This window comes from Microbacterium sp. MAH-37, from assembly GCF_009758255.1.
Lineage (GTDB): Bacteria > Actinomycetota > Actinomycetes > Actinomycetales > Microbacteriaceae > Microbacterium.
The window spans coordinates 489221-514893 of the sequence record NZ_WSEN01000010.1 but is presented as its reverse complement, the minus strand read 5'-3'; the positions used below and the strand labels follow the sequence as shown (position 1 = coordinate 514893).

Sequence of the window (25673 nt, the reverse complement as noted above, 5' to 3'; positions counted from 1 at the left end):
CTGGCACCTCCGGGTGCCGCTCCGTGCGGCCCCGCCGATCCGAGGATGGAGCCACTGAATGTCCGCACTGCAGCCCACGACCTGGCTGAAGAACCCGCTCGGGATCCACACCGGCGACGCCGCCGACGCACGAGGCGGCCTGGTCATCGCCGGGGATCGCGTGCTCGAGAGCGTCCCGCTCGGCGGAGAGCCGTCGCAGCCTGTCGACGAGATCGTCGACGCCTCGCGCCACGTGATCATCCCGGGCCTGATCAACACGCACCACCACTTCTACCAGACCCTCACCCGGGCCTGGCGGCCGGTCGTCAGCGCCGAGCTGTTCCCCTGGCTGAAAGGCCTCTACGGCGTCTGGGCGGGCCTGACCCCGCGCGACCTCGAGCTCGCGACCACCGCCGCGCTCGCTGAGCTGCTGCTCTCCGGATGCACCACTGCGGCCGATCATCACTACCTGTTCCCGAGCGGGCTGGAGGAGGGCATCGACGTGCAGGTCGAGGTCCTGCGCAGCCTCGGGATGCGGGCCACGCTGACGCGCGGGTCGATGTCGCTGGGGGAGAAGGACGGCGGCCTGCCGCCGCAGAGCACTGTGCAGGACGCCGACACGATCCTCGCCGACAGTGAGCGACTCATCGGCGCGTACCACGAGCGCGGCGAGGGCGCGAAGGTGCAGATCGCGCTCGCCCCGTGCTCGCCGTTCTCCGTGACCACGGGCGTCATGCGCGACACCGCCGACCTCGCCGCCAGGCACGACGTGCGCCTGCACACCCACCTCGCCGAGACCCTCGATGAGGAGGACTTCTGCCGCGAGATGTTCGGTCTGCGCACGGTCGACTACCTCGAGAGCGTGGGCTGGCTCGGCGATCGCACCTGGCTCGCGCACGGCATCCACTTCGACGATGCGGAGATCGCGCGACTGGGCGCAGCGGGCACGGCCGTGTCGCACTGCGCGACCTCGAACATGCGCCTCGCGTCCGGCATCGCGCGCGCCGTCGAGCTCGAGGAGGCCGGTGTGCCGGTCGGCCTCGGCGTCGACGGCTCCGCCTCGAACGACGGCTCGAACATGATCCAGGAGGTGCGTCAGGCGCTCTATCTGCAGCGGCTGCGCTACGGTGCAGCATCCGTCACGCCGGAACGCGCGCTGGACTGGGCGACCGCAGGATCCGCGCGTGCCCTCGGCCGCAGCGACATCGGCGTGCTGGCACCGGGAAAGCAGGCCGACCTGGCCATGTTCACGCTCGACGAGCTGCGCTTCTCGGGCAGCCACGACCCGGTCGCCGCACTGCTGCTGTGCGGCGCCGAGCGCGCCGACCGCGTGATGGTCGGCGGCACCTGGCGCGTGCTCGACGGGCAGATCGTCGGACTCGACGTGCCCCAGCTCGTCGCCCACCACAGCGAAGCGGCCCGCGCGCTGCTCGCCCGCCATTCCTGAACCCACCCGAAACCCACACCCACCACGACGAAGAGGTCGAACAATGTCGAAGAGAGACAAGAAGGTCGCCGCGCGACCCGAGGATGAGCGCCTGCCGATCGGGCCCACCATCGGCTACGGCATACAGCATGTGCTCACGATGTACGGCGGCATCATCGCCCCGCCGCTGATCATCGGGCAGATCGCGGGCCTGAGCCAGGGCGAGATCGGCGTGCTGATCGCCGCGTGCCTCTTCATGGGCGGTCTCGCCACGATCCTGCAGACCGTCGGCGTGCCGTTCTTCGGTTCGCAGCTGCCGCTGGTGCAGGGCGTCTCGTTCGCCGGCGTCGCCACGATGGGTGCCATCGTCACGAGCGGCGGCGGGCTGCCCGCCGTGTTCGGATCGGTGATCGCGGCCTCCGTGATCGGTCTGCTCATCGCCCCCGTGTTCGCGACCGTCATCCGGTTCTTCCCGCCGGTCGTGACCGGCACCGTGATCACCACGATCGGTCTGACCCTGCTGCCCGTCGCGGCCGGCTGGATCATCGGCTCCGGCGAGGATGCCGCAGAGGGCGCCACCCCCGACAACCTGCTGCTCGCAGGCATCACCCTCGTCATCGTGCTGGTCCTCAGCAAGGTGCCGGTCGGGGCGATCTCGCGGCTCGCGATCCTGCTCTCGATCGTGCTCGGCACGATCGTCGCGGTCTTCCTCGGCAAGGCCGACTTCAGCTCGGTGGGCGAAGGACCGATCTTCGCCTTCCCGCAGGTCTTCGGATTCGGCATGCCCACGTTCGAGCTCGCCGCGATCATCTCGATGTTCATCGTGATCCTGGTGACATTGACCGAGACCACCGCCGACATCCTCGCGGTGAGCGAGATCGTCGGCACCAAGGTCGACTCCAAGCGCATCGCGGCCGGTCTGCGTGCCGACATGCTCTCCAGCGCCGTCTCGCCGATCTTCGGCACCTTCACCCAGTCCGCGTTCGCGCAGAACGTCGGCCTGGTCGCGATCACCGGTGTGAAGAGCCGCTTCGTGGTCACCGCCGGCGGTGGCGTGCTGGTGATCCTCGGCCTGCTGCCGGTGCTCGGCCGGGTCGTGGGCGCCATCCCGTCGCCGGTTCTCGGCGGTGCCGGCCTGGTGCTGTTCGGCTCGGTCGCGGCATCCGGCATCCGCACGCTCGCCAAGGTCGAGTACAAGGGCAACATGAACCTCGTCATCGTCGCCACGTCGCTGGCCGTGGGCATGCTCCCCATCGCCGTGCCGACGATCTACGAGCAGATGCCGGCCTGGTTCGTGACGATCTTCCACTCCGGGATCAGCTCGGCCGCGGTCACCGCGATCCTGCTGAACCTGCTGTTCAACCACCTGGGCAGCCGCGCGTCGAAGGGCGCCAACAGCTTCGTCGCGGCGCCGACGCGCAGCATCCCGGTCGCGTACCTGGAGGCCTTCGAGGACGGCGACTCGATCATCGACGGCAAGATCGTCGACCGCGACGGCAACGAGGTGGAGCTGGCAAGGCCCGAGCACTGATGGCCCTCGCCTGCTGACGACCGCCGCCCCTCCTGATCCGGAAGGACCAGGAGGGGCGGCGCGCAGAACTGTAGCCTGGGCACGTGACCCTGCTGAACAAGGACATGACCTTGTGCATCTCGTTGTCGGCCCGGCCCAGCAACAACGGCACTCGGTTCCACAACCACCTGTACGAGGCGCTCGGGCTGAACTGGATCTACAAGGCGTTCGCGCCGACCGACCTCGCCCAGGCGATCGCCGGCGTGCGGGGGCTCGGCATCAGGGGATGCGCGATCTCGATGCCGTACAAGGAGGACGTCATCGCGCTGGTCGATCGGATGGATGCCTCCGCGACCGCGATCGCTTCGGTGAACACGATCGTGAATGACGACGGCGTGCTGTCCGCATACAACACCGACTACTCGGCGATCGCGCAACTCATCGAGCGGAACGCTCTCGATCCGGCATCCTCCGTGCTGCTGCGGGGTTCCGGCGGCATGGCGAAGGCGACGGCGGCGGCCTTCCGCGACGCGGGATTCGGCCGGGTGACGATCGTCGCCCGCAATGAAGGGGCCGGGCGCGACTTGGCCGATCTCTACGGGTTCTCCTGGCGGCCGGAGGCCGGCGCGGCGAACGCCGACGTGCTCGTCAACGTCACCCCGATCGGCATGGCCGGTGGGGCGGAGGAACGCGCGATGTCGTTCTCCGCGGAGGCCGTCGACGCGGCGGCGGTCGTCTTCGACGTCGTCGCACTGCCGGCGGAGACGCCGCTGATCGCGGCCGGCAGAGCTGCGGGCAAGACCGTGATCACGGGGACCGAGGTGGCGACCCTGCAGGCGCTGGAGCAGTTCGTGCTGTACACCGGCATCCATCCCTCGGCCGAGCAGGTGAGAGCCGCCGAGGCCTTCATGCGTGCCGGGAACTGACGGTCTCGCGCACGCGCCGCGGAACGATCAGAGCAGGAACAGGGTCGCCGCCAGCAGGGCGATCGTGATGCCGTTGAGCGCGACCCGCAGCGGCAGCAGAGAGTCCCAGCGCGCCTGCAGGGCGCGGGCGTCGGCGGGAACCTCGTCCGCGAGAGCGGCCGCGGTCATCGCGGTGTTGATCGGCTTGGCGAGGCGCGCGTAGACGAGCAGCCAGGTGACGAGCAGCACGAGTCCCGCCGCCGAGAGGATGCCGGAGAGCGTCGTGCCCCAGAGGAACGCGGCGGCAGTGGTGAGGGCGGTGAGGACCGTCGCGGGGATGCCGATGGCCGGCATCCGGCGGTCGGCGTAGTAGTGGCCGCGCCCGACCACCTGCACCAGGGTGCGGTCGTCGAGGTCGGCGTAGACCGAGCGCTGGACGAGGACGCCGACGACGTCGGCGCCGAAGATGACGGCGAGGCCGAGGATGGCGAGTGCTCCGGTGATGGCGATGATGACGGTCATGATTCCTCCGCGGTCGTGGTGTTAGCAATGCTAAGAGTTAGCGGTGCTAATATAACGACATGCCCCGATCAGCGCAAGAGACCGAACGGATCCGTGACCGTGAGCGGCAGATCGTCCGCGCTGCCCGTGAGATCGCGGAGCAGGAGGGATGGCCGGCGGTCACGGTGCGTCGCCTCGCCGATGCGATCGGGTTCAGCCAGCCGATCCTGTACCGGCACTTCCCGCGCGGGCGGGACGAGATCGTCGAGCACGTGGTCATCGACGGCTACGCCGACCTCCTCGCGGCGATCAGCGCCGGCGGCGAGGGGCTGGCGGCTCTCGTCGCCGCCTATCTCGCGTTCGCTGGTGAGCACCCCGCCGTCTACTACGCGATGACCACGGCGCGCACCGGCATCGTGTTCGCCTCCGACGAGACGCCGGAACTGCTGCGGCAGGGGTTCGCGATGTTCGAGCGCGCCGTCGGCGGTGAGACGCCCCGCGAGCGCGCGGTGCGCGCCGAGCTGCTCTGGAGCACCCTGCACGGCGTCAGCCGGTTCGCGGCCGACGGGCGGCTGGATGCCGCGCTCGACGATGTGCGCGAGGAGGAGATCGTCGCGCTGTTCAGCGCCCCCGCGTCCGGCTCCGGCTCCTGAGCGAGGAGCGCCAGCGACGAGACGAAGGACGCCCTTCGTCTCGCTTCGCTCGCTCAGGGTGCGGGTGACTCCGGCGAGGGACGCCCTCCTGATGCTCCGGTCTCACTCGTTGCGGGTGTTTCCGCTCACAGACCCGCAACGAGTGGGACCGGAGCTGGAAGAGCGTCGGTCAATGGCGAGGTCTCGGTGGCCCAGGGGCTGATCAGCGGGCGGACGACGTCGCCCAGTCCGCCGGGCCGGTCGACCCCGCCGGGTAGTCCTCGATCGGGACATCCCCTCGGTTCCAGGCATCCCGCACCGGCTGGATGATGCGCCAGCACTGCTCCGCGGCATCCGCCCGCACCGACAGCGCGACATCGCCGTCGAGGATGTCGCTGATGACCTCGGTGTAGGCGAGCAGAGTGCCTTTGCCGAGCTTGGTGGAGAGCACGTCGCGGCGCAGCGCGAACGGGTCGTCGCCACCGTTCACATTGAGCTCGAGGTCGATCCGGTCGGGGCCGAGCACGAAGCGCAGCACGCCGCCGTCGTCCGGCTTGCCCGTGAGCCCCTCGGGGATGTGCCGCACCGGGCGGAACGTCACGACGATCTCGGCGTGGCGGTCGGCCAGCGCCTTGCCGCTGCGCAGCGTGAACGGCACCCCGGCCCAGCGGGCCGTGCGCACTTCGCAGGTGATCTCGGCGAGCGTCTCGGTGTCGAGGGCGGGGTCGACGCCGTCCTCGTCGACGTACGACGGCACGTCGCGGCGATGATCCTTGTCGCCGATCGTGCCCGCGGTGTACCGGCCGCGCCGCGACGAGCGCACCGGGTTGTCGTCCCAGACGTAGGTCGCGCGCAGCGCCGCGGCCATCGCGTCGCGCAGGTCGATCTCGTCCAGGTCGGCGGGCTGCTCCATCGCCAGGATCGCCAGCACCTGCAGCAGATGGCTCTGGATCATGTCGATCATCGCGCCGGCCTTGTCGTAGTACCTGGCCCGGTTCTCCAGGGCCAGCGACTCGTCGTAGCGGATCAGCACGGACTGCACATGATCGGCCGACCAGACCGGCTCGACCAGACGGTTCGCGAACCGCACGCCGATCACGTTCAGCAGTGTCGAACGGCCGAGGAAGTGGTCCACCCGGAAGATGCGCTTCTCGGGTACCAGCTGCTGCAGCAGGTCGTTCAGCTCGCGAGCGCTCTTCTGGTCGCTGCCGAACGGCTTCTCCAGCGCCAGCACGGTGTTCTCCGGCAGCTTCACGTCGCGCAGCACCTCACATGCCGCGACGGCGACCGCCGGCGGCAGCGCGAAGTAGATCACGAGCGGACCCTCGACGCCCTCGACGAGCCCTGCGAGGGCGTCGCGATCGGTGACATCAGCCCTGGTGTACGTCGTCCCTGCGATGCGGTCGAGCTGGTCCGCGGCATCCGACGAGGTGAACGCCTTCTGCACGGCCTCCTGCCAGCGCTCCGCGCTCCAGTCGTCCGACCCTGCGCCGTGCAGGGTGAGCTTGCGTCCCGGTTCGCGGCGCAGCAGCTGGCCGATCGCAGGCAGCAGCAGTCGCGAGGTGAGATCGCCGGAGGCGCCGAGGATGAGCAGCGTGGTGTCCCTGGACATGCCTTCACGATAGGCCGCGCGGGTGGAAGACTGCGAGCATGTCTGTGCCGATCGAGGATTACGCCCTGCTGAGCGACTGCCGCACGGCGGCGCTCGTCTCGCGCGAGGGGAGCATCGACTGGTTCTGCCCGCCGCGGCTGGACGCGGCATCCGTCTTCGGCGCGCTGCTCGGCGACGCCGAGCACGGATGCTGGTCGCTGCGGCCCACCGACCCGGATGCCGTGGCCACGCGGCGCTACGACGGGGAGACGTTCACGCTCGTGACCCGGTGGGAGACCGACGGCGGCGTCGCCGAGGTGCGGGACTGGATGCCGGTGGCGGGCGACCGACCGGAGCGTACCGACATCGTGCGCGAGATCATCGGGGTGTCCGGCGAGGTGGAATTCGCGCATGAGCTGCGGCTGCGGTTCGACTACGCCAGGGCGCTGCCGTGGGTGCACCAGAGTGGCACGACGGACGCGCCGGAGCTCACCGCTGTGGCAGGTCCCGACGCCGTGGTGGTGCGCGGTGCGGCGCTGCGTCCGCACGGGCACGTGCACGTCGGCTCCACGACCATCGCTCCGGGGGAGCGCGCGGCGATGACCCTCACCTGGCATCCGTCGTTCCTGTCCGTGCCCGACTCGCTCGACCTGCGGGTCGCCGACCTGCGCACCCGCGACTGGTGGCAGGAATGGGCAGCCGGCATCGCGCCGGACGGACGCTACGACGACGCCGTGCGGCGGTCGCTGCTGATCCTGCGCGCGCTCACCAACCGCGACACCGGCGGCATCGCCGCGGCCGCGACCACCTCGCTGCCAGAGGACTTCGGCGGGGAGCGCAACTGGGACTACCGGTACGTCTGGCTGCGCGACGCCGCACTCACCCTCGAGGCGCTGCTCGGGCACGGCCTCATCGACGCGGCCTGGCACTGGCGCGACTGGCTGGTGCGGGCGGTCGCGGGTGACCCCGCCGACGCGCAGATCATGTACGGACTGGCGGGCGAGCGCGACCTCACCGAGCACACGCTCCTGTCGCTGCCCGGGTACGAGGGCTCGGCGCCGGTGCGCGTCGGCAACGGAGCATCCGTCCAGTACCAGGCCGACGTCGTCGGCGAAGTGATGGTCACGCTCGGTGCCGCGCGCCGCGCGGGGCTCGCCGAGTCGCACCGGTCGTGGGCGGTGGAGCGAGCCCTGCTCAAGCACGCGGAGTCCCAGCTGGACCGGCCCGACAACGGGCTGTGGGAGATCCGCGGCGAACCGCGCATGTTCACCCATTCCAGGGTGATGATGTGGGCGGCGTTCGACCGCGGCATCCGCGGCGTCGAGGACTTCGGACTGCCCGGGCACGTGGAACGGTGGCGGGCGGCGCGCGACCGGCTGCGCGCCGAGATCGACGCGCACGGCGTGCACGACGGCGCGTTCGTGCAGCACGCCGAGACCGACGAGATGGACGCCTCGCTGCTGCTCATCCCGCAGGTCGGCTACTGCGCGGCCGACGACCCACGGATGCTGGCCACGGTGGCGCGCATCGAGCAGACCCTGATGCGCGACGGGCTGCTGATGCGGTACCGCACCGCATCGGGCGTGGACGGGCTCGCCGGGGCCGAGCATCCGTTCCTGGCCTGCTCGTTCTGGCTCGTCGAGCAGTACGCGGCCACCGGCCGGCTGGACGATGCGCGGGCGCTGATGGACCGGCTGTGCGCGTTCCGCAACGACGTCGGCATGCTCTCAGAGGAGTACGACCCGGTGGGCGCGCGCCAGGTCGGCAACATCCCGCAGGCGTTCTCGCACCTCGCCCTGGTGCGCGCCGCCGACGCGCTCGCCGCAGCCGCCCAGCGGGAGAGGTGACGCTCTTCCCTGCTCCGGTCGCAACGGTTGCGGGTGTCTCCTGCTGCGTACCCGCAACGAGTGAGACCGGAGCTTCCGAAGGGTGATCCTCCTGCTGCTCCGGTCGGGGCGGTTGCGGGTCCGACTCAGAACCGCTGGTCGCCGATCGTGCGGTTTCCGGTCACCGCATCCGCCTCGAGCTGCTGCCCGAGAAGCGAGTGCCGGCGCGAGTAGCCGAAGTAGATGACGAAGCCGATCGCCAGCCAGATCACGAACCGCAGCCAGGTCTCGGTGGACAGGTTCAGCATCAGCCAGAAGCACGCGATCGCCGAGATCCACGGCAGCCACGGCGACAGTGGCACCGTGAACGGACGCTGCAGGTCGGGGCGGGACTTCCGCAGGATCGGCACGCCGACGCTCACCAGCACGAACGCAGACAGCGTGCCGATGTTGATCATGTCGCCCAGCACCTGCACGTTCGTGAAGCCGGCGATGATCGCGATGATCACGCCCACGATGATCTGGATGCGGATCGGCGTGCCGCGCTTGGCGTCGGTGACGCTCAGTGAGCGGGGCAGCAGCCCGTCGCGGCTCATCGCGAACACGATGCGTGCCAGACCCAGCAGCAGCACCATCACGACGGTGGTGAGGCCGACGAGGCTGCCGATCGAGATGATCTTCGCCGCCCAGGTGGCCCCGACGATCTCGAAGGCGCTCGCCAGCGAGGGCTCCTCGAGCGCCGCCAGTTCGGTGTACGACACCATGCCGGTGATCGTGATCGCGACCAGCACGTAGAGCACGGTCACGATTCCGAGGCCGAGCAGGATGCCGCGGGGCACGGTGCGCTTGGGATCCTTCGCCTCCTCCGCACTGGTGGCGACGACGTCGAAGCCGATGAAGGCGAAGAACACCAGTGCGGCGCCGGACAGGATGCCGAAGATGCCGTAGACCTGCGGCGAGGCACCGGTGAGCAACGAGAAGAAGGACTGCGTCCAGGCGCTGTCGGCGGCGGGGCCGGGCTGTGCCGGCGGCACGAAGGGGGTGAAGTTGGCCGGGTTGATGAAGAAGAGGCCGACGACGATGACGAACAGCACGATCGCGACCTTGATCGTGGTGAACACCGCGTTGACGCGGCTGGAGAGGCGCGTGCCGAGTGCGAGCAGCAGGGTGAAGATCGCGACGATCACGACCGGGCCCCACTCGAACTGGAGCGAGCCGATCGGAACGGTCATAGGGATGTCCAGATCGAACAGCGAGACCGTGTCGCCGAGGTAGACGCCCCAGTACTTCGCGATCACCGCGGCGGCCATGAGCATCTCGAGGATGAGGTCCCAGCCGATGATCCAGGCGAGGAACTCGCCGAGCGTGGAGTAGGTGAACGTGTACGCGGAGCCGGCGACGGGGATGGACGACGCGAATTCGGCGTAACAGAGGATCGCGAGGCCGCACACCACGGCGGCGATGACGAACGACACGATCACCGCAGGGCCGGCGTGGTGGGCTGACGCCTCGGCGCCGACCGAGAAGATCCCCGCGCCGACCGCGACCGCGACGCCCATGACGGCGAGGTCCCAGGTATTCAGCGCGCGTTTCAGTGAGCGCTTCTCATCATGCGTCTCGGCGATGGACTGCTCGACGGTCTTGATCCTGCGCGTACTGCTCATGCCCCGTAGCGTACGCGCGGGTGCACCGCCGCGACGCGGGAACCGCCCGGATACGACGGATGCCGCGACCGTCACGGTCGCGGCATCCGGGGTGCGAGGCGGGATCAGGCGCTGAGCAGCACCGTCTCGTCGAGCGGGCGGCGCACGCGCGGCGCGACCTCGCGCTCCTGCAGCGGCTCGGGCAGCACGCCCGCGTCACCGAGCTCGCCGAGGGCGATGACGGTGGTCGGCGCGAAGCGCTCGTCGAGGTCGGCGATCTCGCGGATCTGCTCGGCGACGAAGCCGCTCATCTGGTGCACGACGAGGCCGTCGTGGTGAGCCTGCACGGAGAGGTGCGCGACGGCCTGGCCCAGGTCGTACACAGCGTGCGAGATCGGGGTGCCCTGCTCGTCGGCGGTCTCTGCGACGGCGACGATCAGCACTGCGGCGTTGCCCGCCCAGACCTGGTTGAAGCCCATCAGCGCGGCGTGGATCTGCTCGTGCAGCGCGGTGCCGCGGCGCGCGACGATGAAGCGCCAGGGCTGGGTGTTGTTGGCGGACGGCGTCCAGCGCGCGGCCTCGAGAGCCGATGCCAGCTTGGCCTCGTCGATCGGGGAGGAGGCGTCGTACGCGCGGGGGCTCCAGCGGTCGGCGAGCACGCTCAGGACGGGGTGCTCGGTGGCTGCGGTGCGGTCGGCGGTGGCGGTGGTCATCGGGGTCCTTCGGGGGGTGGCGATCTCCGCGGTACCCCCTTGTCCGCGCTCAGCACACTGTAACTCATGCGGCTGAATGGATATTCCCGCTCGGCATGCGGATGCCCCGGAGCGGCGCTCCGGGGCATCCATCCCCTCCGGTCGCCCGGGTCAGCCGCGCAGGGCCTCCCCGAGCTTGACGCGTGCCCCCATCCGCAGCAGCGAGTTCTCGTAGATCTTCGCGGCGACGAGGATCGCGGCGATGCACGTCGCGATCAGGATCACGAGCGAGAGCAGCGGCTCCCACCACTGCGCCTCGCCGACGAACAGCCGCACCGGCATCGCGACCGGTGCCGAGAACGGCACGTAGGACAGGATCGTCATCACGACGGGGTTGTCGTTGAAGAAGATCACCAGGAAGTACGGCGCCATCACCAGCATGATCAGCGGCATGGTCGTCGAGCCGATGTCCTCCTGGCGCGAGACCATCGAGGCCGCCGCCGCATACAGCGAGGCGAGCAGCACGAAGCCGAACAGGAAGAACACCGCGAACCACAGGATCGGCGCGCCGATGCCGCCGAGCACCTCGTTCTGTCCGGTGATGATCAGTCCGACGACGGCGATCGCGGCCAACAGCAGGATCTGCGCCATGGCCAGCACCGTGTTGCCGATCACCTTGCCGGCCAGCAGCGCGCGGGTCGGGATGGCCGAGATCAGCAGCTCCACGACGCGGGTGGACTTCTCCTCCACCACGCTCTGCGCGATCGTGCCGCCGAACGTGGACGCCGCCATCAGGAAGATCACGCCGAACCCGATCGCCACCAGGTAGCGGATCAGGGGGTTGGTCCCGGCCGGTTCCAGGATCACGACCTGCGGGGACTTCGACAGCGCGCCGACGAGCGACTGCGGGGCGTCCTGCTTGGCCAGCACCACAAAGCCGAAGCCGTCGTCCTCACCGGGCACGACCGCGGCCTTGACCTCGTCGGCCTTCACCAGCTTCTCGGCCTCGGCGCGATCCGCCACCTCGACGACCTTCACGTTCGGCAGGGCGGAGACGACGGCCGAGGTCTGCGAAGTCACGGCGATCTCGTCGGGAGTGGGCGACTTGCTCGCGAATCCGCCGATCAGCACGCCCGCGAGCGCGATCAGCAGCAGGATGCCGGTCGAGATCATGAACGCCTTGCTGCGCAGCTTCGACGAGATCTCGCGCTCGGCGACGAGCCAGACGGCGGATGTCGTGGATGCCGGTGCGGGGGTGCTCATGAGATGACCTCCTTGAAGATCTGGGCGAGAGACGGATGCTGCGGCGTGAAGCTCGTGACCGCGCCGCGCTCGACGGCGGTGCGCAGCACGCGCTGTGCGGTCTCCGCGCTGTCGACGTCGAACACGGCGTCGCCGCCCTCGAAGTCGACGACGGTGACGCCGGGCTCAGCGCGCAGCCATCCGGCATCCGCCGAGGTGGCGAGCTCGTAGCGCGGCGCGGAGTGCGCGGCGCGCAGAGCGTCGCGGGAGCCGGCCGCGCGGATGGTGCCGCCGGCGATGATGACGAGGTCGTCGCAGAGCCGCTCGACCACGTCGAGCTGGTGGGAGGAGAACAGGATGGCGGCGCCCTGCGCCGCGCGCGCCTGCAGGACTCCGGCGACCACGTCGACTGCGAGCGGGTCCAGCCCAGAGAACGGCTCGTCGAGGATGAGCACCTCGGGGTCGTGCACGAGGGCGGCGGCGATCTGTGCGCGCTGCTGATTGCCCAGCGAGAGCGACTCGATCAGGTCGTTCAGGCGCTCGCCAAGGCCGAGCTCGGTCAGCAGCGCGGTGGCGCGGGCCGTGGCATCCGCCTTGTCGAAGCCGTGCAGCCGGGCGAGGTAGACGACCTGCTCCAGCACCTTCATCTTGGGGTAGAGCCCGCGCTCCTCGGGCATGTAGCCGAAACCGCGCCGGTCGGCGGTCGAGACGGGCGCTCCTCCCAGCGATACGATGCCGCCGTCCGAGGCGAGCACTCCGAGGATGATGCGCATCGTCGTGGTCTTGCCCGCGCCGTTGCCGCCGACGAAGCCGGTGAGGCGTCCTGGCGCGACGTCGAAGCCGATGTCGTCGAGCACGCGCCGCGAGCCGTAGCTCTTGGTGATGCCCTCGAGATGGAGTGTTCCTGTTCGCATGCCTCAACGCTATTGACGGCGGCTGCCGCCGGGCATCCCCCCGGAGGGGGATCACGGCGAATCCACCCTGCGGGGGATCGCAACAATTTCCATTCATGGGAATGCACCGCGCGGATGCCGCGTTTCATCCCGCGTCAGACCAGAAAGGGACACCCTCGTGACTCACAAGATCGGCTACATCGTCGGCAGCATCTCGTCCACCTCGATCAACCGCCAGCTGGCCACCGCGCTGGCGAAGCTGGCCCCGGAGGGCGTAGAGCTCGTGGAGATCCCGATCAAGGACCTGCCGTTCTACTCGCCCGACCACGACGCGGACTTCCCGCAGGTCGCCCGCGACTTCAAGCAGGCCATCGCCGACGTCGACGGCGTCATCATCGTCACCCCGGAGTACAGCCGCTCTATCCCCGGCGTGCTGAAGAACGCCCTGGACTGGTCGGCCCGTCCGTACGGTCAGGCCTCCTTCGACGGCAAGCCCGTCGCCGTGATCGGCGGCTCGGGCGGCGGCATCGCCACCGCCGCCGCGCAGCAGCACCTGCGCGCGATCCTCGGCCACTACAACGCCGTCACCATGGGCCAGCCCGAGGGCTTCATCCAGATCACGCCCGGACTGATCGCCGAGGACGGCACCGTCACCGTCGACAGCACCCGCGAGTTCCTGAGCGCGTTCCTCGCGGCGTTCGACCTGCTCGTCTTCCGCGTCGAGGCCGCGCGCACGCACGTCGTCGCCTGATCGTCGCGTCACACCTGGATGCCTCGGAGCCGCACGGCTCCGGGGCATCCGTCGTCTTCCGGCACGGCACGGCCGCTCGGGTGGCACTTCGTCCCGGAAAGAGCGCCGCTGAACGTGACGGACCGCGACGTGAACGGGGCTTCCGCGCTACGCCAGCCCGTGGCGGTGCGCGAGCACGACCGCCTGCACGCGATCGCGGGCGCCGAGCTTCTGCAGGATGCGCGACACGTGCGTCTTGACGGTCGCCTCGCCGATGTACAGCGCGGTGGCGATCTCGGCGTTGCTGCGGGCATCGGCCATCAGCGCCAGCACCTCGGCCTCGCGGTCGGTGAGCGGCTCGGCGAGGACGCTGGTGTCCACCGCGCGCACAGGGCCAGGCGTGTCGACCGGGGCGTGCGAGAACCGGGTCAGCACGCGCCGGGTGACCTCCGGCGCGAGCATCCCGTCGCCGGCGGCGAGCGCGCGCACGGCGGTGAGCAGCTCCTCGGGGCCGGCGTTCTTCAGCAGGAAGCCGCTCGCACCGGCATCCAGCGCGTCGAAGAGGTAGTCGTCGCGGTCGAAGGTCGTCACGATCACGACGGCGGATGCCACGGCCGGGTCGCCGACGATCCGCCTCGTCGCCTCGAGCCCGTCCATGTCGGGCATCTGCACATCCATCGTGATCACGTCGGGTTGCAGAGCGGATGCCGCGGCCACGGCCTCGGCACCGCTCGAGGCCTCGCCGACGACCTCGATGTCCGGCTGCGTGCCGAGGATCGTGCGGAACCCCGCACGCAGCATCGCATGGTCGTCGACCAGGAGTACCCGGATCATCGAGTTCCCTCCAGAACATGCAGCGGCACAGTCGCCCGCACCCGGAATCCGCCCTGCGGCCGAGGGGCGAGCTCGATCGTGCCGCCGGAGGCGTGCGCGCGCTCGCGCATGCCGAGCTGGCCGAGTCCTGGTCGCAGCGCGGTGATCGCGCGCCCGGTGTTGACGATCTCCAGCTCTACGGCATCCGGCTCGTACCGGACGCGCACGTCGGCCGTCGCGCCGATGCCGGCGTGCCTGCGGGCGTTCGTGAGCGCCTCCTGAGCGATCCGGTACAGGTTCACGGACACCACGTCCGGCACATCGACCGGATCGCCGACCACCGTGTAGGCGGTCGGCAGTCCGGCATCCGTCGACGACGAGGCGAGCTGCGCGATGTCGTCCAGCGCGAAGGTGGAGGCGGGCTCGTCGGTCTCGCCGCCGGGAGTGCGCAGCGTCTCGAGCAGCTGCCGGAAGTCGCCGATCGCGGCCCGGGACGCCTCCTCGATTCCTCCGAGGATCCGCTTAGCCTGCTCAGGATCCTGGTCGACCACCAGCCGGGCGGCCCCCGCCTGCACGCCCATCACCGACACATGGTGCGCGACCACATCGTGCAGCTCGCGGGCGATGCGCACCCGGTCCAGCGCGACCGCCTGCGCGGCGGAGACCTCACGCTCCGCCTCGAGCTCGGCGGTGCGGCGGGCGAGCGTGTCGCGCTCCTGCGCGGCGAGCCAGGAGCGCTCGCCGAAGTAATAGGCCCCGCCGAAGTACAGCACGTTCACGAGCAGGTTCAGCATCATCATCGCCACGTAGGGCGAGAACAGTCCGGCCGCGACATCCGCCTGGTCTGCCTGCTCGATCGCATCGCGGTACATGACGATGATCAGCCAGACGAACATGCCGAGGATGATCGCCACGCGCACGTACATCGCACCGCGACGGTTGTTCATCCACGCGCCGACCGTGTACAGCGCGATGAACATCGCGATGTTGCCGACGTACATCTCCGGGATGCGCAGCGTGACCGCGACGAAGTACGCGACCGAGACGACGATCGCCACGGTCGCGGGGTGGCGTCGGCGCAGTGCCAGTGGAGCGGTGACGATCAGCACGTACGGGAGCGCGGTCCAGGGCTCTGCCTGCGCGTCGCCGTAGATCCCTGCGATGGAGCTCAGCGCCGCGCTGAGGATGCCGCCGACGAACAGCACGCCCGCGAGCAGCAGGTCGCCGCGCAGGTCGCGCTCGGACGGGATGCGGGTGAACGACATGCTTCCCACGGTAGGGGGAGGCCGGTCGTGCGGCATCCCCCGCGAGGCGGATGCCGCATTGCTCGGCGCGTCGTGCAGATCGCGATACCCGTCGGTATCTCCGGCCGAGCATCCGCCCAGGTCGCGATTCCTGTCGGAATTGCGCGCCGGGAGCGACGGAATCTGCGACCCGAGCCGGGTGGCGGGGCGGATGCGGGACCAAGCGCGATCCGGGGGAGAATCGAGCGTGACCAGACCTCGGCTCGCACCGCTGTATCTCGCCGGCTTCACCACCGCCTTCGGCGCGCACGGCATCGCCGCAGCCCTCGGCGCCGAGTCGGAGGACATCGGCTGGACGCTGCTGGCTTTCGGATTCACGCTCGCGCTCTACGACCTCGCCGAGGTGCTGCTCAAGCCCGTGTTCGGCGCGCTCAGCGACCGGATCGGCGTGCGGCCGGTGATCGTCGGAGGGCTGCTGGCCTTCGCGGCGTTCTCGGTGCTCGGCGCGCTGATGCCCGGCACGGTCGGCCTCGTCGTCGCGCGATTCGGGCAGGGGGCGGCGGCATCCGCGTTCTCGCCGGCGTCGTCGGCGGCGGTCGCGCGCCTCTCCGACGACTCGTCGCGGGGGAAGTACTTCGGCCGGTACGGCTCCTGGAAGAGCCTCGGCTACGCGCTCGGGCCGCTCATCGGCGCCGTGCTGGTGACCTGGTCGGGGCTGCCGGCGCTGTTCTGGGCGCTCGCCGTGCTGGGGCTCGCCGCTGCGGCCTGGGTGCTGTTCGCCGTACCCGCGGTGCCGGTGCTGCCGCGCAAGCGGGTGACCCTCGCCGACCTCGGCCGCGAGCTCACCGCCCCGGGATTCCTGCTGCCGACGCTCGTGCTCGCCGCGACCACCGGAGCGCTCGCCGTCGCGGTCGGCTTCCTCCCGCTGCTCGGGCGGCAGCTCGGCATCGGCACCATCGGAAGCATGGCGCTGGTCACCGTGCTCGCCGTGTGCTCGAGCATCGCGCAGCCGCTGGTGGGCGCCTGGCATGACAGAGGGCGCATGCCGGTGCGCGCCGGCGCCGCGGGAGGACTGGCGCTGATCACGGTGGGCGTCGCGCTCGCCGCGGCGGCCGCGTTCGCGGCATCCTCGTGGGTCGTGATCGCCGCACTCGTGGCATCCGCTCTTCTCGTCGGCGCCGGCGTCGGAATGGCGACGCCGGTCGCCTTCTCGCATCTGGCCGCATCGACTCCTGCCGACCGGATGGGCCGCACGATGGGCAGTGCCGAGCTCGGCCGCGAGCTCGGGGATGCCGGCGGGCCGCTCGTCGCGGGGGCCGTGGGAGCGGCATCCGTTCCTGGCGTCGGCCTGGCGGTCGTCGCGGCGCTGACCGCCGGTGCGGGGGTGCTCGCGGCGGTGGGTCTGCGCCGCCGCTGATCCGGTTTTCGCTTGCTATTGACAAGTGTGGTTGTTTTTTACAAGCTGGCTTCGACGGGCTCAGCAACCGTGCTTCGCCGGCCGCCATCGACAGAGGAGTCGTCATGACCAAGGTCTTCGTCAACCTGCCCACCACCGATCTCGAGCGTGCCAAGGCGTTCTACACGGCGCTGGGGTGCACCATCAGCCCCGAGTTCACCGACGAGAACGCCGCCTGCGTCGTGTGGAGCGACGACATCTACTTCATGCTCATCACGCGTGCGTATTTCGCCACCTTCACCGACAAGCCGATCGCCGACCCGAACCAGACCCTTCAGGTCTCCACCGCGTTCAGCCAGGACTCCCGTGAAGAGGTCGACGCGATCATCGCCAAGGGCCTCGCGGCCGGCGGTGTCGAGCCCAAGCCCGCGCAGGACTACGGCTTCATGTACTCGCGCGACCTGGACGACCCGGACGGCAACTCGCTCGGCTTCATCTTCATGGAGCCCGCGGCGGCCGAGCAGGGTCCCGAGGCGTACATGGCCTCGCAGGCGGACGCGTCGGCCTGAGATGGCGGCGCGCAGCTACGGCCAGTACTGCGGAATCACGACGGCCGTCGAGCTGGTCGGGGAGCGATGGGCGATGCTCATCATCCGCGACCTGCTCGTCGGCCCTCGGCGCTACACCGATCTGAAGCAGGGACTGCCGCGCATCCCCACAAACATCCTGTCCACCCGGCTCAAGGAGCTGCAGGAGGGCGGGGTGGTGCGGCGCGTGCCGCTGCTGAACTGCGGACTGGTCTACGAGCTGACGCCCTATGGCCGGGCACTCGAGCCCATCATGCTCGCCCTCGGACGGTGGGGGTTCCAGGCCATGGGCGATCCGGACGAGGGCGACGTGGTCACCCCAGACTCGCTCACCATGGCGCTGCGCACGTCGTTCCAGCAGGGGGCGGACGACCTCGACGTCGAGCTGCACGTCGGCGACGTCGCGCTGCGCGCGCAGATCTCCGGCGGCGAGCTCAGCGTCGCGCAGCTCGCCCCGCCGGCCCCGCCCGTCGGCGGTCGGCTTCCCGACGGCGAGGCGGATGCGGTGATCGTCGCCGGTCCAGGCATCCGTCGGCTGATCGCGGGGGAGGTGACCGCCGCCGAGGCGGTCGCGCAGGACATCGTCGCCGTGGTGCGCGGCGACGAGCGGATGCTGGAAGTCTTCGCATCCGCCTTCCACATCGCACCGATACCGATGGGAGTTCTCTCATGACCGGACGCATCATCATCGACCTGTTCACCACGCTCGACGGCGTCGCCCAGGCCCCCGGCGGGCCCGAGGAGGACGAGTCGGGCGCGTTCCCGTTCGGCGGCTGGCAGGCCGGCTATCCGAGCGAGGCCGTCATGCGCAGCGTGAGCGCGGGGATGGAGACCCTCGACGCGCTGCTGCTCGGCCGGCGCACCTACGACATCTTCGCCGGGTACTGGCCGCAGCACACGACGGGTCCGGAGGGATTCATCGGCCAGCTGTTCGACCGGGTGCCGAAGTACGTCGCCTCGCGGGATGCCGGGATCCGACTGGACTGGCAGGGGTCGACGCGGGTCGGCGACGACCTGGCCTCCGAGATCGCTGCGATGCGCGAGAGGCACCGGGACGTGCACGTGATCGGCAGCATCGACCTCGTGCAGACCCTCCTCGCCGAAAAGCTCTACGACGAGTTGCAGCTGTGGGTGTACCCGGTTGTACTCGGGCAGGGGAAGAAGGTGTTCCCCGACGGCGCCGCGCCCGGGAACATGGAGCTGCTGAGCGCCGAATCGGGCGATGGCGGAGCGCTGCTGCTGCGCTACGCGCCGCTGCCCGGAGACGTGCGCACGGGCACGATGGGGGAGTAGCGGGTCAGTCCGCCAGCATCCGCTCGATCACGACGGCGACGCCGTCGTCGACGTTCGATGGGGCGTGCTCGTCGGCGGCCTCGCGCACGGCCGGCTCGGCGTTCGCCATCGCGACGCCGCGGCCGGCCCAGCGCAGCAGCTCGAGGTCGTTCAGGGCGTCGCCGAAGGCGATCACCTCGGAGCGGTCGATGCCCAGACGCGTGCACAGCTGCGCGACGCCGGTCGCCTTCGTGACGCCCTCGGCCATCACCTCGACGAACGGCGCCCCCGACAGCGTCGCCTCGAACCCGGTCAGCCCGAGGCTCTGCAGGGCGGCGAAGATCTCAGGGATCGGCACCGACGGATGCCGGATCACGAGCTTCAGGCTCGGCGCGTCGAGCACGGACTCGAGCGGCACACCGCCCATCGTCGCGGGGTCGCGCTTGTGATCGCTGAGGTCGGCGAGGTCGGCGTAGCCGTGCTGCGCGACGAAGCTCTCGCCCGCGTCTCGCACGCTCGCGAAGACGAGGTCGGGGATCACTGCGCCGAGCGCCTCTGCCAGCTCCTGCTGCACGGGCACCGGGATCTCCTCGGCGAACAGGTGCTCGCCGGTGGTCAGATGCACGCCGTAGGCGCCGTTCCCGCACAGCGCCCAGTCGTCGAACCCGGCACCGGAGGCGATCAGCCGCAGTCCGATCGGCTGCCGGGCCGTCACCGGCACCGTGCGGATGCCTGCGGCGCGTGCCGCGTCCAGCGCGGCGCGCGTGCGGGCGGAGACGGTGCTCTGCCCGTTCAGCAGCGTGCCGTCGAGGTCGGTCGCGATCAGCCGGATCATGGGTACCTGAGCCCGTCGAAGGTCAGGCGAAGATCATCGGCATGTCGTCGTCCTCCTCGGCGCCGCCGAGATCGAGGTCGACGACCACCGGCACATGGTCGCTGGGCTGCTCGCCCTTGCGCTCGTTGCGGTGGATGCTCGCGCCGGTGACGGCGTCCGCGAACGGCTTCGACCCGAGGACGAAGTCGATGCGGATGCCCTCGTTGCGCGGGAACTTCAGGCGCTGGTAGTCCCAGTAGGTGAATCCCTCGGGGATCAGCGGGCGCACCACGTCGCTGACGCCGGCGGACTCCAGGGCGAAGAACGCTGCGCGCTCCTCGGGGGAGACGTGTGTGGAGCGGCCGACGACGATGTCGGGGTCGCCGTTGTCCTTGTCGAACGGGATGATGTTGAAGTCGCCGACCAGCGCCAGCGGGAGGTCGGGGCTCCCGGCGATCTCGGCGGCGGTCGCCTCGCGCAGGGCGTTCAGCCAGTGCAGCTTGTAGGCCAGGTGCGGGTCTCCGAGTGCACGGCCGTTGGGAACGTACAGGCTCCACACCCGCACGCCGCCGACGGTCGCGCCGAGCGCACGGGCCTCGAGCGGAGCATCCGGACCCTCGTGACCCTTCGCGAATCCGGGCATCCCGGCGAAGTGCGTCTCGACGTCGGTGATCGGCTCGCGGCTGATGATCGCGACGCCGTTCCATTGGTTCAGGCCGTGCGCCTCGACGTGATAGCCGGCGTCCTCGAACGGCCCGTACGGGAACTGCTCGGGCTTGCACTTGATCTCCTGCAGCGCGAGCACGTCGATGTCCTCGCGCACCACGAAGTCGACGGCGCGGCTCACGCGCGTGCGGATCGAGTTGATGTTCCAGGTGGCCAGACGCATGGTTCCAGGCTATCGGTGGGGACGGACGTCGCCTCGCCGTCCGGGGCACCGGATCAAGACGATGAGGGGCGGATGCTGTGCAGCATCCGCCCCTCATCGATCATCCGCTCAGCGCGCGGCCTGCTCGGCCTTCTTCTCGCGGCGCAGGCCGTGCAGCAGCGGCTCGGTGTAGCCGCTGGGCTGCGCGGCGCCCTCGACGATCAGGCGGCGGGCCGCGGTGTACGCGATGCCGGGCCCATCAGACTCCCCGAAAGAGAGGTTCTGATAGTTCGGGTCGCCGGCGTTCTGCTCGTCGACGACGACCGCGAGGCGACGGAGGCTGTCGTCGATCTGCTCCTCGGTGATGACGCCATGGGTCAGCCAGTTGGCCAGCAGCTGGCTGGAGATGCGCAGCGTGGCGCGGTCCTCCATCAGGCCGACGTCGTGGATGTCCGGAACCTTCGAGACACCGACGCCCTGGTCGATCCAACGCACCACGTAGCCGAGGATCGACTGCACGTTGTTGTCGATCTCGGTGGCGACGACCTCGTCCGTGAGATCCCCGGGAGCGGCGAGCGGCGGCACCAGCAGGGCGTCCAGCGCCTCGTCGCCGACCTGCGGCAGGGTCGCGCGCACGGCGAACGGGTTCACCTGGTGGTAGTGCAGCGCGTGCAGCGTGCCTGCCGTCGGCGACGGCACCCAGGCGGTCGATGCGCCGGACTGCGGGTGCGCGATCTTCTTCTCGAGCATGTCGTGCATGAGGTCGGGCTCGGCCCACATGCCCTTGCCGATCTGCGCGCGGCCGTCGAGGCCGGACGCCAGGCCGATGGCCACGTTGCGGTCCTCGTAGGCCTTCATGAACGGCTGCTGCTTGATCTGCGCCTTCGGCAGGAACGGACCGGCGTGCAGCGAGGTGTGGATCTCGTCGCCGGTGCGATCCAGGAAGCCGGTGTTGATGAACACCACTCGGTCGGATGCGGCGGCGATCGAGGCGGCGAGGTTCGCCGAGGTCCGTCGCTCCTCGTCCATGATGCCGACCTTCATGGTGCGCGCGGGCAGACCCAGCAGTTCCTCGACGCGGCCGAACAGCTCGGCGGCGAACGCGACCTCTTCCGGTCCGTGCATCTTCGGCTTCACGATGTACATCGAGCCGGTGCGCGAGTTGGCGCCCCTGTTCGGGCCCTCGAGTTCGGGCAGCGAGCCGAGTGCGGTCATGATCGCGTCGACGATTCCCTCGAAGACCTCGTCGCCGTTGCGGTCCAGCACGGCGGGGGTGCGCATCAGGTGCCCGACGTTGCGGATGAACAGCACGGCGCGACCGGGCAGGGTCACCTCGCCGCCGTCCGCAGTGCGGTACACGCGGTCGGGGTTCAGCGCGCGTGTGAACGTGCGGCCGCCCTTGGTGACGCTCTCGGTGAGCGTGCCGTCCATGAATCCGCGCCAGTTGCGGTAGCCGAGCGCCTTGTCCTCGCCGTCCACGGCGGCGACCGAGTCCTCCAGGTCGAGGATCGTGGTGATCGCCGACTCCAGGACGATGTCCTGCACGCCGGCGGCGTCCGTCGCGCCGATGCGGCCCGCGCGGTCGATGACGATCTCGGCGTGCAGGCCGTTGTGCACCAGGAGGACGCCGGCGGGGGCATCCGCCTCGCCGGTGTAGCCGACGAAGGCGGCGGGCGTCGCGAGGCGGCGGTCGCCGGCGGCGGTCTGCACGAGCAGGCCCTCCGCATCGATGCGGTAGCCCGTGGCGTCCGTGTGCGATCCGTCTGTCAGCGGCGCGATCTCGTCGAGGAACTGCCGTCCGCGGGCGACGACAGCGGCGGCGCGGGTGAAGTTGAACTCCTTGCCCGGGGCCAGTTCGCCGGTCTGGTCGATGGCGTCGGTGCCGTACAGGGCGTCGTAGAGCGAGCCCCAGCGGGCGTTCGCCGCGTTGATCGCGAACCGGGCGTTCAGCAGCGGCACGACCAGCTGGGGGCCGGCCATCGTGGCGATCTCGGGGTCGACGTCCTCGGTGGTGATCGCGACGCTCTCGGGGACCGGCACCAGATAGCCGATCTCGTGCAGCAGCGCGCGGTAGGCGTCCTTGTCGGGAACGCCCGGGTTCGCGCGGTGGAACTCGTCGATGCGCTCCTGCAGCTCGGCGCGCTTGGCGAGCAGGGCGGCGTTGCGGGGGACCAGGTCGTGCACGATCGCACTCGCGCCGGCCCAGAACGCGTCGACGTCGCGACCGGACTCGGCGAGCGACGCCTCAGCGAACTCGACGATCGGCGCGGCGACCGAGAGGTCTGCGCGGGTGAGATGCGAGGTCATATTTCCATTCCTTCTGTACGTGCGCCGAGGCGCGTGAGGGTCTCGATGGCGATCGCGGCATCCACCGCGGGCGGCCCGCCGGCGATGCCGAGGCCGCCGACGTGCACGTCGCCGAAGATGATCGGCACGCCTCCGTCGATCGTGGTCAGTGCGCCGCCCGTCCCGAGCGGCAGGGTGCTCGAGAGCGCATCCGGGATCTGCGCCGTGCGGCGCCGGACGGATGCCGCGGTCGCAGCCTTCCTGCGGCTGGTCTCTGCGCTGTGCGGGGTGGCGTCGTCTGCCATCCCGTAGGCGATCAGGGTCATGGCCGGGTCGGCGACTGCGGCGACGACGCGCACGTCGTGCTCCGCGCCGACCTCCATGGCGATGGCGACCGCGCGGGCGGCCGTCTCATAGGTGATCGTGGCGATCTGACGGTGCGTGGACAACGATGTCTCCTCACTTCTCGACCAACAAGAATTCACATAGCGAAACCGAAGTCTCGCATGATGGAAGTATATGTCTTGATATCGAGAAAAGTCCAGTGCCGCCGCCGGGCACGCCGAACACCGCCCCGGCTGAGGGTCCCGATGGCGGCGCGTCAGCGCTCGGCGGGGTCGGCCGTGCCGATCAGCACGCCGCGGGCCAGGCAGTGGAAGTGCCTGTTGAAGCCCAGGTAGGCGGGCGTCTCGTCGCCGTCCAGATCGATCGCCTCGACGTCGAGCGCATCCACCACGAAGAAGTAGCGGTGCACCCCGGTCCCGGGCGGGGGCGCGGCGCCGATGTAGCGCTGCAGCCTGGCCTCGTTCGGCAGCACGACCGCGCCGGCCGGCAGCGATGCGGCATCCCCGTCGCCCGCGGCCAGCGACCGCAGGTCGGCGGGCAGGTTGCCGACGGCCCAGTGCCAGAAGCCGGAGCCGGTCGGGGCATCCGGGTCGAAGCAGGAGATCGCGATGCTCTTCGTGCCGGCCGGCGGCTGCGACCATTCCAGAGTCGGATGCCGGTCTTCGCCGCCTCGGCTCGACGACCAGGCCCAGACGGGCACCGGCCCGCCGGCCTCGAAGTCGGGGCTGGTCAGTTCGAGCGGGGCGACGGGTCGCAGCTCGGCGAGAGCGGCGTACGGGTCGTAAGAGAACATGGACGACCTCCTCGGATGCCACGATAGGCGGCCGCGCCCGGCCTGAATAGACTTGAGGGGTGACCGACCTCGCCGCAGACCGCCAGAACCTGCTCGACCTGATCAAGGGAGAGGCGGTGTTCCACGGTGACTTCACGCTCTCCAGCGGCAAGAAGGCCACCTACTACGTCGACATGCGCAAGCTCACCCTCGACCACCGCGCCGCTCCGGCGATCGGGCGCATCATGCTCGACCTGATCAAGGACACCGACGTGGTCGCCGTCGGCGGGCTGACGCTCGGCGCCGACCCGATCGCGAACGCCGTGATGCACGCCTCGGTGGATTCGCCCGAGCGCCCGCTGGATGCCTTCGTGGTGCGCAAGGAGCCCAAGGATCACGGCCGCGGCCGCCAGATCGAGGGCGCGGAGGTCAAGGGCAAGCGCGTCGTCGTGCTCGAGGACACCTCGACCACCGGCCAGTCCGCGCTGAAGGCCGTCGAGGTCCTGCGTCGCGAGGGCGCCGAGGTGATCGCCGTCGCCGTGATCGTCGACCGCAAGACCGGCGCGCAGGCCGCGATCGAGGCCGAGGGCCTGCAGTGGCTCGCCGCCTTCGACCTCGACGACCTGGGCCTGGACCCGCAATAGTCCGCACGATCTCGGAGAGCCGCACGATCTCGGATCCTGCCGCCGCGTGCTCTCCGAGTCCCCGCAGATCTCCGAAGTGATGCGCAGACTCAAGGAACAGCCATGACCCGCACCGCACTCGCCGTCGACATCGGCGGTACCAAGCTCGAGGCCGCCCTCGTCCGTGAGGACGGCTCGCTCATCGCCGCGAGCCGCGTGCGTCGGCCCACCGGTCGCGACGCGGATGCCGCGGCGCTGGGTGCCGCGATCCGGGAGGCGGTCACGGAAGCGCTCGCCGTGCTGCCCACCGACGACGAGCTCGTCGGCGCCGGCATCGGCAGCGCCGGGCCCGTCGACCGGTCAGCAGGCGTGATCTCGCCGGTGAACATGCCTCTCGCCCACGGCTTCGACGTCGTCTCTGCGGTCCGCAGCGCGGCATCCGCCACGCTCGGCCGAGACCTGCATCCGGTGCTGGGCCACGACGGCGGCGCGCTCGCGCTCGCCGAATCCTGGCTCGGTGCCACGCAGGGCGCGAAGGCGTCGCTGTCCATCGTCGTGTCGACGGGCGTCGGCGGAGGCTTCGTGCTGAACGGCGAGTACGCCCCCGGTGCGACCGGCAACGCCGGCCACCTCGGCCAGGTGCGCCGCGAGGGCGGCCTCACCCTCGAGGAGATCGCCTCTGGCCCGGCATCCGCCGCCTGGGCCAGGACGCAGGGCTGGACCGGCGAGACCGGCGAGGACCTCGCCCGCGACGCCGCGGCTGGCGACCAGATCGCCCGCGCCGCGATCGAGCGCTCGGCCAAGGCCGTCGGCGAGGCACTGGCCGACGCCGCGACGCTCGTCGATCTCGACGTCGTCGCGATCGGCGGAGGCTTCTCGCACGTCTCGCACGACTACGTCGATCTCGTCCAGCACGCGCTCTCGGCATCGGCGGCGCACGCGTACTCGCGCCGCACCCGCGTGCTGCGCTCCGCGCTCGCCGGCGAGGGCCCCCTCATCGGCGCTGCAGCCTTCGTGCTGCGCTGATTCCGCGCGTCGAGACCAGGCGGTGATGATCCCGCTGCTGCAGATCATGGTCGCTGC

General features: G+C 70.2%; 25 protein-coding genes. 12 read left to right on the top strand and 13 right to left on the bottom strand.

Annotated elements, in window-relative coordinates:
- Positions 1-58: 58 nt before the first annotated feature.
- The 3 genes from GON06_RS16605 to GON06_RS16595 all read left to right on the top strand — a co-directional run bounded on the left by GON06_RS16605 (position 59) and on the right by GON06_RS16595 (position 3841).
- A complete protein-coding gene (locus GON06_RS16605) occupies positions 59-1426 on the top strand; it encodes an 8-oxoguanine deaminase (RefSeq protein WP_157313423.1) in 1368 nt (455 codons plus the stop codon).
- Positions 1427-1469: 43 nt separating this feature from the next.
- A complete protein-coding gene (locus GON06_RS16600; RefSeq protein WP_157313422.1) occupies positions 1470-2936 on the top strand; it encodes a nucleobase:cation symporter-2 family protein in 1467 nt (488 codons plus the stop codon).
- Between the two features lie 83 nt (positions 2937-3019).
- Positions 3020-3841 carry a shikimate 5-dehydrogenase gene (locus GON06_RS16595; protein ID WP_332837653.1) on the top strand — a complete coding sequence of 274 codons (822 nt, stop codon included), beginning with the start codon at positions 3020-3022 and terminating at the stop codon, positions 3839-3841.
- 27 nt (positions 3842-3868) lie between these two features.
- Here the strand turns inward: GON06_RS16595 and GON06_RS16590 are convergent, their stop codons facing one another.
- A complete protein-coding gene (locus GON06_RS16590; protein WP_157313421.1) occupies positions 3869-4342 on the bottom strand; it encodes a DUF1772 domain-containing protein in 474 nt (157 codons plus the stop codon).
- 59 nt (positions 4343-4401) lie between these two features.
- Between GON06_RS16590 and GON06_RS16585 the strand changes: the two genes are divergently transcribed.
- On the top strand, positions 4402-4974 hold the full coding sequence (locus tag GON06_RS16585; protein WP_157313420.1) for a TetR/AcrR family transcriptional regulator: 573 nt from the start codon (positions 4402-4404) through the stop codon (positions 4972-4974).
- 202 nt (positions 4975-5176) lie between these two features.
- Here GON06_RS16585 and GON06_RS16580 read toward each other — a convergent pair whose 3' ends face one another.
- Positions 5177-6565, bottom strand: a complete 1389-nt coding sequence (locus GON06_RS16580; RefSeq protein WP_157313419.1) for a glucose-6-phosphate dehydrogenase — start codon at positions 6563-6565, stop codon at positions 5177-5179.
- 38 nt (positions 6566-6603) lie between these two features.
- Between GON06_RS16580 and GON06_RS16575 the strand changes: the two genes are divergently transcribed.
- A complete protein-coding gene (locus GON06_RS16575; RefSeq protein WP_157313418.1) occupies positions 6604-8391 on the top strand; it encodes a glycoside hydrolase family 15 protein in 1788 nt (595 codons plus the stop codon).
- 125 nt (positions 8392-8516) lie between these two features.
- On the opposite strand, the gene GON06_RS16570 is transcribed toward GON06_RS16575, so the two are convergent.
- The 4 genes from GON06_RS16570 to GON06_RS16555 form a co-directional block, all read right to left on the bottom strand.
- Positions 8517-10034, bottom strand: coding sequence for an APC family permease (locus GON06_RS16570; RefSeq protein WP_157313417.1), 1518 nt, complete (start codon positions 10032-10034; stop codon positions 8517-8519).
- Positions 10035-10138: 104 nt separating this feature from the next.
- The gene (locus GON06_RS16565) at positions 10139-10726 is read right to left on the bottom strand and encodes a nitroreductase family protein (protein WP_157313416.1); all 588 of its coding nucleotides are present in this window, start codon (positions 10724-10726) and stop codon (positions 10139-10141) included.
- Positions 10727-10876: 150 nt separating this feature from the next.
- Positions 10877-11968 (bottom strand): ABC transporter permease, encoded by a 1092-nt coding sequence (locus GON06_RS16560; protein ID WP_157313415.1) that lies wholly within the window; start codon positions 11966-11968, stop codon positions 10877-10879.
- A complete protein-coding gene (locus GON06_RS16555; RefSeq protein ID WP_157313414.1) occupies positions 11965-12861 on the bottom strand; it encodes an ABC transporter ATP-binding protein in 897 nt (298 codons plus the stop codon). The genes GON06_RS16560 and GON06_RS16555 overlap by 4 nt, the downstream gene beginning before the upstream one ends.
- A 157-nt stretch (positions 12862-13018) precedes the next feature.
- Here GON06_RS16555 and GON06_RS16550 point away from each other — a divergent pair, with 157 nt between their 5' ends.
- A complete protein-coding gene (locus GON06_RS16550) occupies positions 13019-13591 on the top strand; it encodes an NADPH-dependent FMN reductase (protein WP_332837652.1) in 573 nt (190 codons plus the stop codon).
- A 147-nt stretch (positions 13592-13738) separates the two neighbouring features.
- On the opposite strand, the gene GON06_RS16545 is transcribed toward GON06_RS16550, so the two are convergent.
- Positions 13739-14404, bottom strand: coding sequence for a response regulator (locus GON06_RS16545; RefSeq protein ID WP_157313413.1), 666 nt, complete (start codon positions 14402-14404; stop codon positions 13739-13741).
- Complete coding sequence (locus tag GON06_RS16540; protein WP_198346738.1) at positions 14401-15648, bottom strand: sensor histidine kinase; 1248 nt, start codon at positions 15646-15648, stop codon at positions 14401-14403. Before GON06_RS16540 ends, GON06_RS16545 begins: the two co-directional genes overlap by 4 nt.
- 226 nt (positions 15649-15874) lie before the next feature.
- Here GON06_RS16540 and GON06_RS16535 point away from each other — a divergent pair, with 226 nt between their 5' ends.
- The 4 genes from GON06_RS16535 (at position 15875) to GON06_RS16520 (ending at position 18903) form a co-directional block, all read left to right on the top strand.
- A complete protein-coding gene (locus tag GON06_RS16535; RefSeq protein ID WP_332837651.1) occupies positions 15875-17044 on the top strand; it encodes an MFS transporter in 1170 nt (389 codons plus the stop codon).
- Positions 17045-17148: 104 nt separating this feature from the next.
- Positions 17149-17592, top strand: coding sequence for a VOC family protein (locus GON06_RS16530; RefSeq protein ID WP_157313410.1), 444 nt, complete (start codon positions 17149-17151; stop codon positions 17590-17592).
- A 1-nt stretch (position 17593) separates the two neighbouring features.
- Complete coding sequence (locus GON06_RS16525) at positions 17594-18283, top strand: winged helix-turn-helix transcriptional regulator (protein WP_157313409.1); 690 nt, start codon at positions 17594-17596, stop codon at positions 18281-18283.
- On the top strand, positions 18280-18903 hold the full coding sequence (locus GON06_RS16520; protein ID WP_157313408.1) for a dihydrofolate reductase family protein: 624 nt from the start codon (positions 18280-18282) through the stop codon (positions 18901-18903). Before GON06_RS16525 ends, GON06_RS16520 begins: the two co-directional genes overlap by 4 nt.
- Before the next feature lie 4 nt (positions 18904-18907).
- Here GON06_RS16520 and GON06_RS16515 read toward each other — a convergent pair whose 3' ends face one another.
- The 5 genes from GON06_RS16515 to GON06_RS16495 all read right to left on the bottom strand — a co-directional run bounded on the left by GON06_RS16515 (position 18908) and on the right by GON06_RS16495 (position 23988).
- Positions 18908-19717, bottom strand: a complete 810-nt coding sequence (locus GON06_RS16515; RefSeq protein WP_157313407.1) for an HAD family hydrolase — start codon at positions 19715-19717, stop codon at positions 18908-18910.
- A 22-nt stretch (positions 19718-19739) separates the two neighbouring features.
- Complete coding sequence (locus GON06_RS16510) at positions 19740-20585, bottom strand: exodeoxyribonuclease III (protein WP_157313406.1); 846 nt, start codon at positions 20583-20585, stop codon at positions 19740-19742.
- Positions 20586-20693: 108 nt separating this feature from the next.
- Positions 20694-22871 carry a malate synthase G gene (locus GON06_RS16505; protein WP_157313405.1) on the bottom strand — a complete coding sequence of 726 codons (2178 nt, stop codon included), beginning with the start codon at positions 22869-22871 and terminating at the stop codon, positions 20694-20696.
- Positions 22868-23299 (bottom strand): GlcG/HbpS family heme-binding protein, encoded by a 432-nt coding sequence (locus tag GON06_RS16500; protein WP_157313404.1) that lies wholly within the window; start codon positions 23297-23299, stop codon positions 22868-22870. The genes GON06_RS16505 and GON06_RS16500 overlap by 4 nt, the downstream gene beginning before the upstream one ends.
- A 152-nt stretch (positions 23300-23451) precedes the next feature.
- Positions 23452-23988, bottom strand: coding sequence for a YbhB/YbcL family Raf kinase inhibitor-like protein (locus tag GON06_RS16495; protein ID WP_157313403.1), 537 nt, complete (start codon positions 23986-23988; stop codon positions 23452-23454).
- A 59-nt stretch (positions 23989-24047) separates the two neighbouring features.
- Here GON06_RS16495 and pyrE point away from each other — a divergent pair, with 59 nt between their 5' ends.
- Together pyrE and GON06_RS16485 are read left to right on the top strand one after the other, a co-directional pair.
- The gene (gene pyrE, locus GON06_RS16490) at positions 24048-24611 is read left to right on the top strand and encodes an orotate phosphoribosyltransferase (RefSeq protein ID WP_332837650.1); all 564 of its coding nucleotides are present in this window, start codon (positions 24048-24050) and stop codon (positions 24609-24611) included.
- A gap of 102 nt (positions 24612-24713) precedes the next feature.
- Positions 24714-25616 (top strand): ROK family protein, encoded by a 903-nt coding sequence (locus tag GON06_RS16485; RefSeq protein WP_157313402.1) that lies wholly within the window; start codon positions 24714-24716, stop codon positions 25614-25616.
- The last annotated feature ends 57 nt before the right edge of the window (positions 25617-25673 follow it).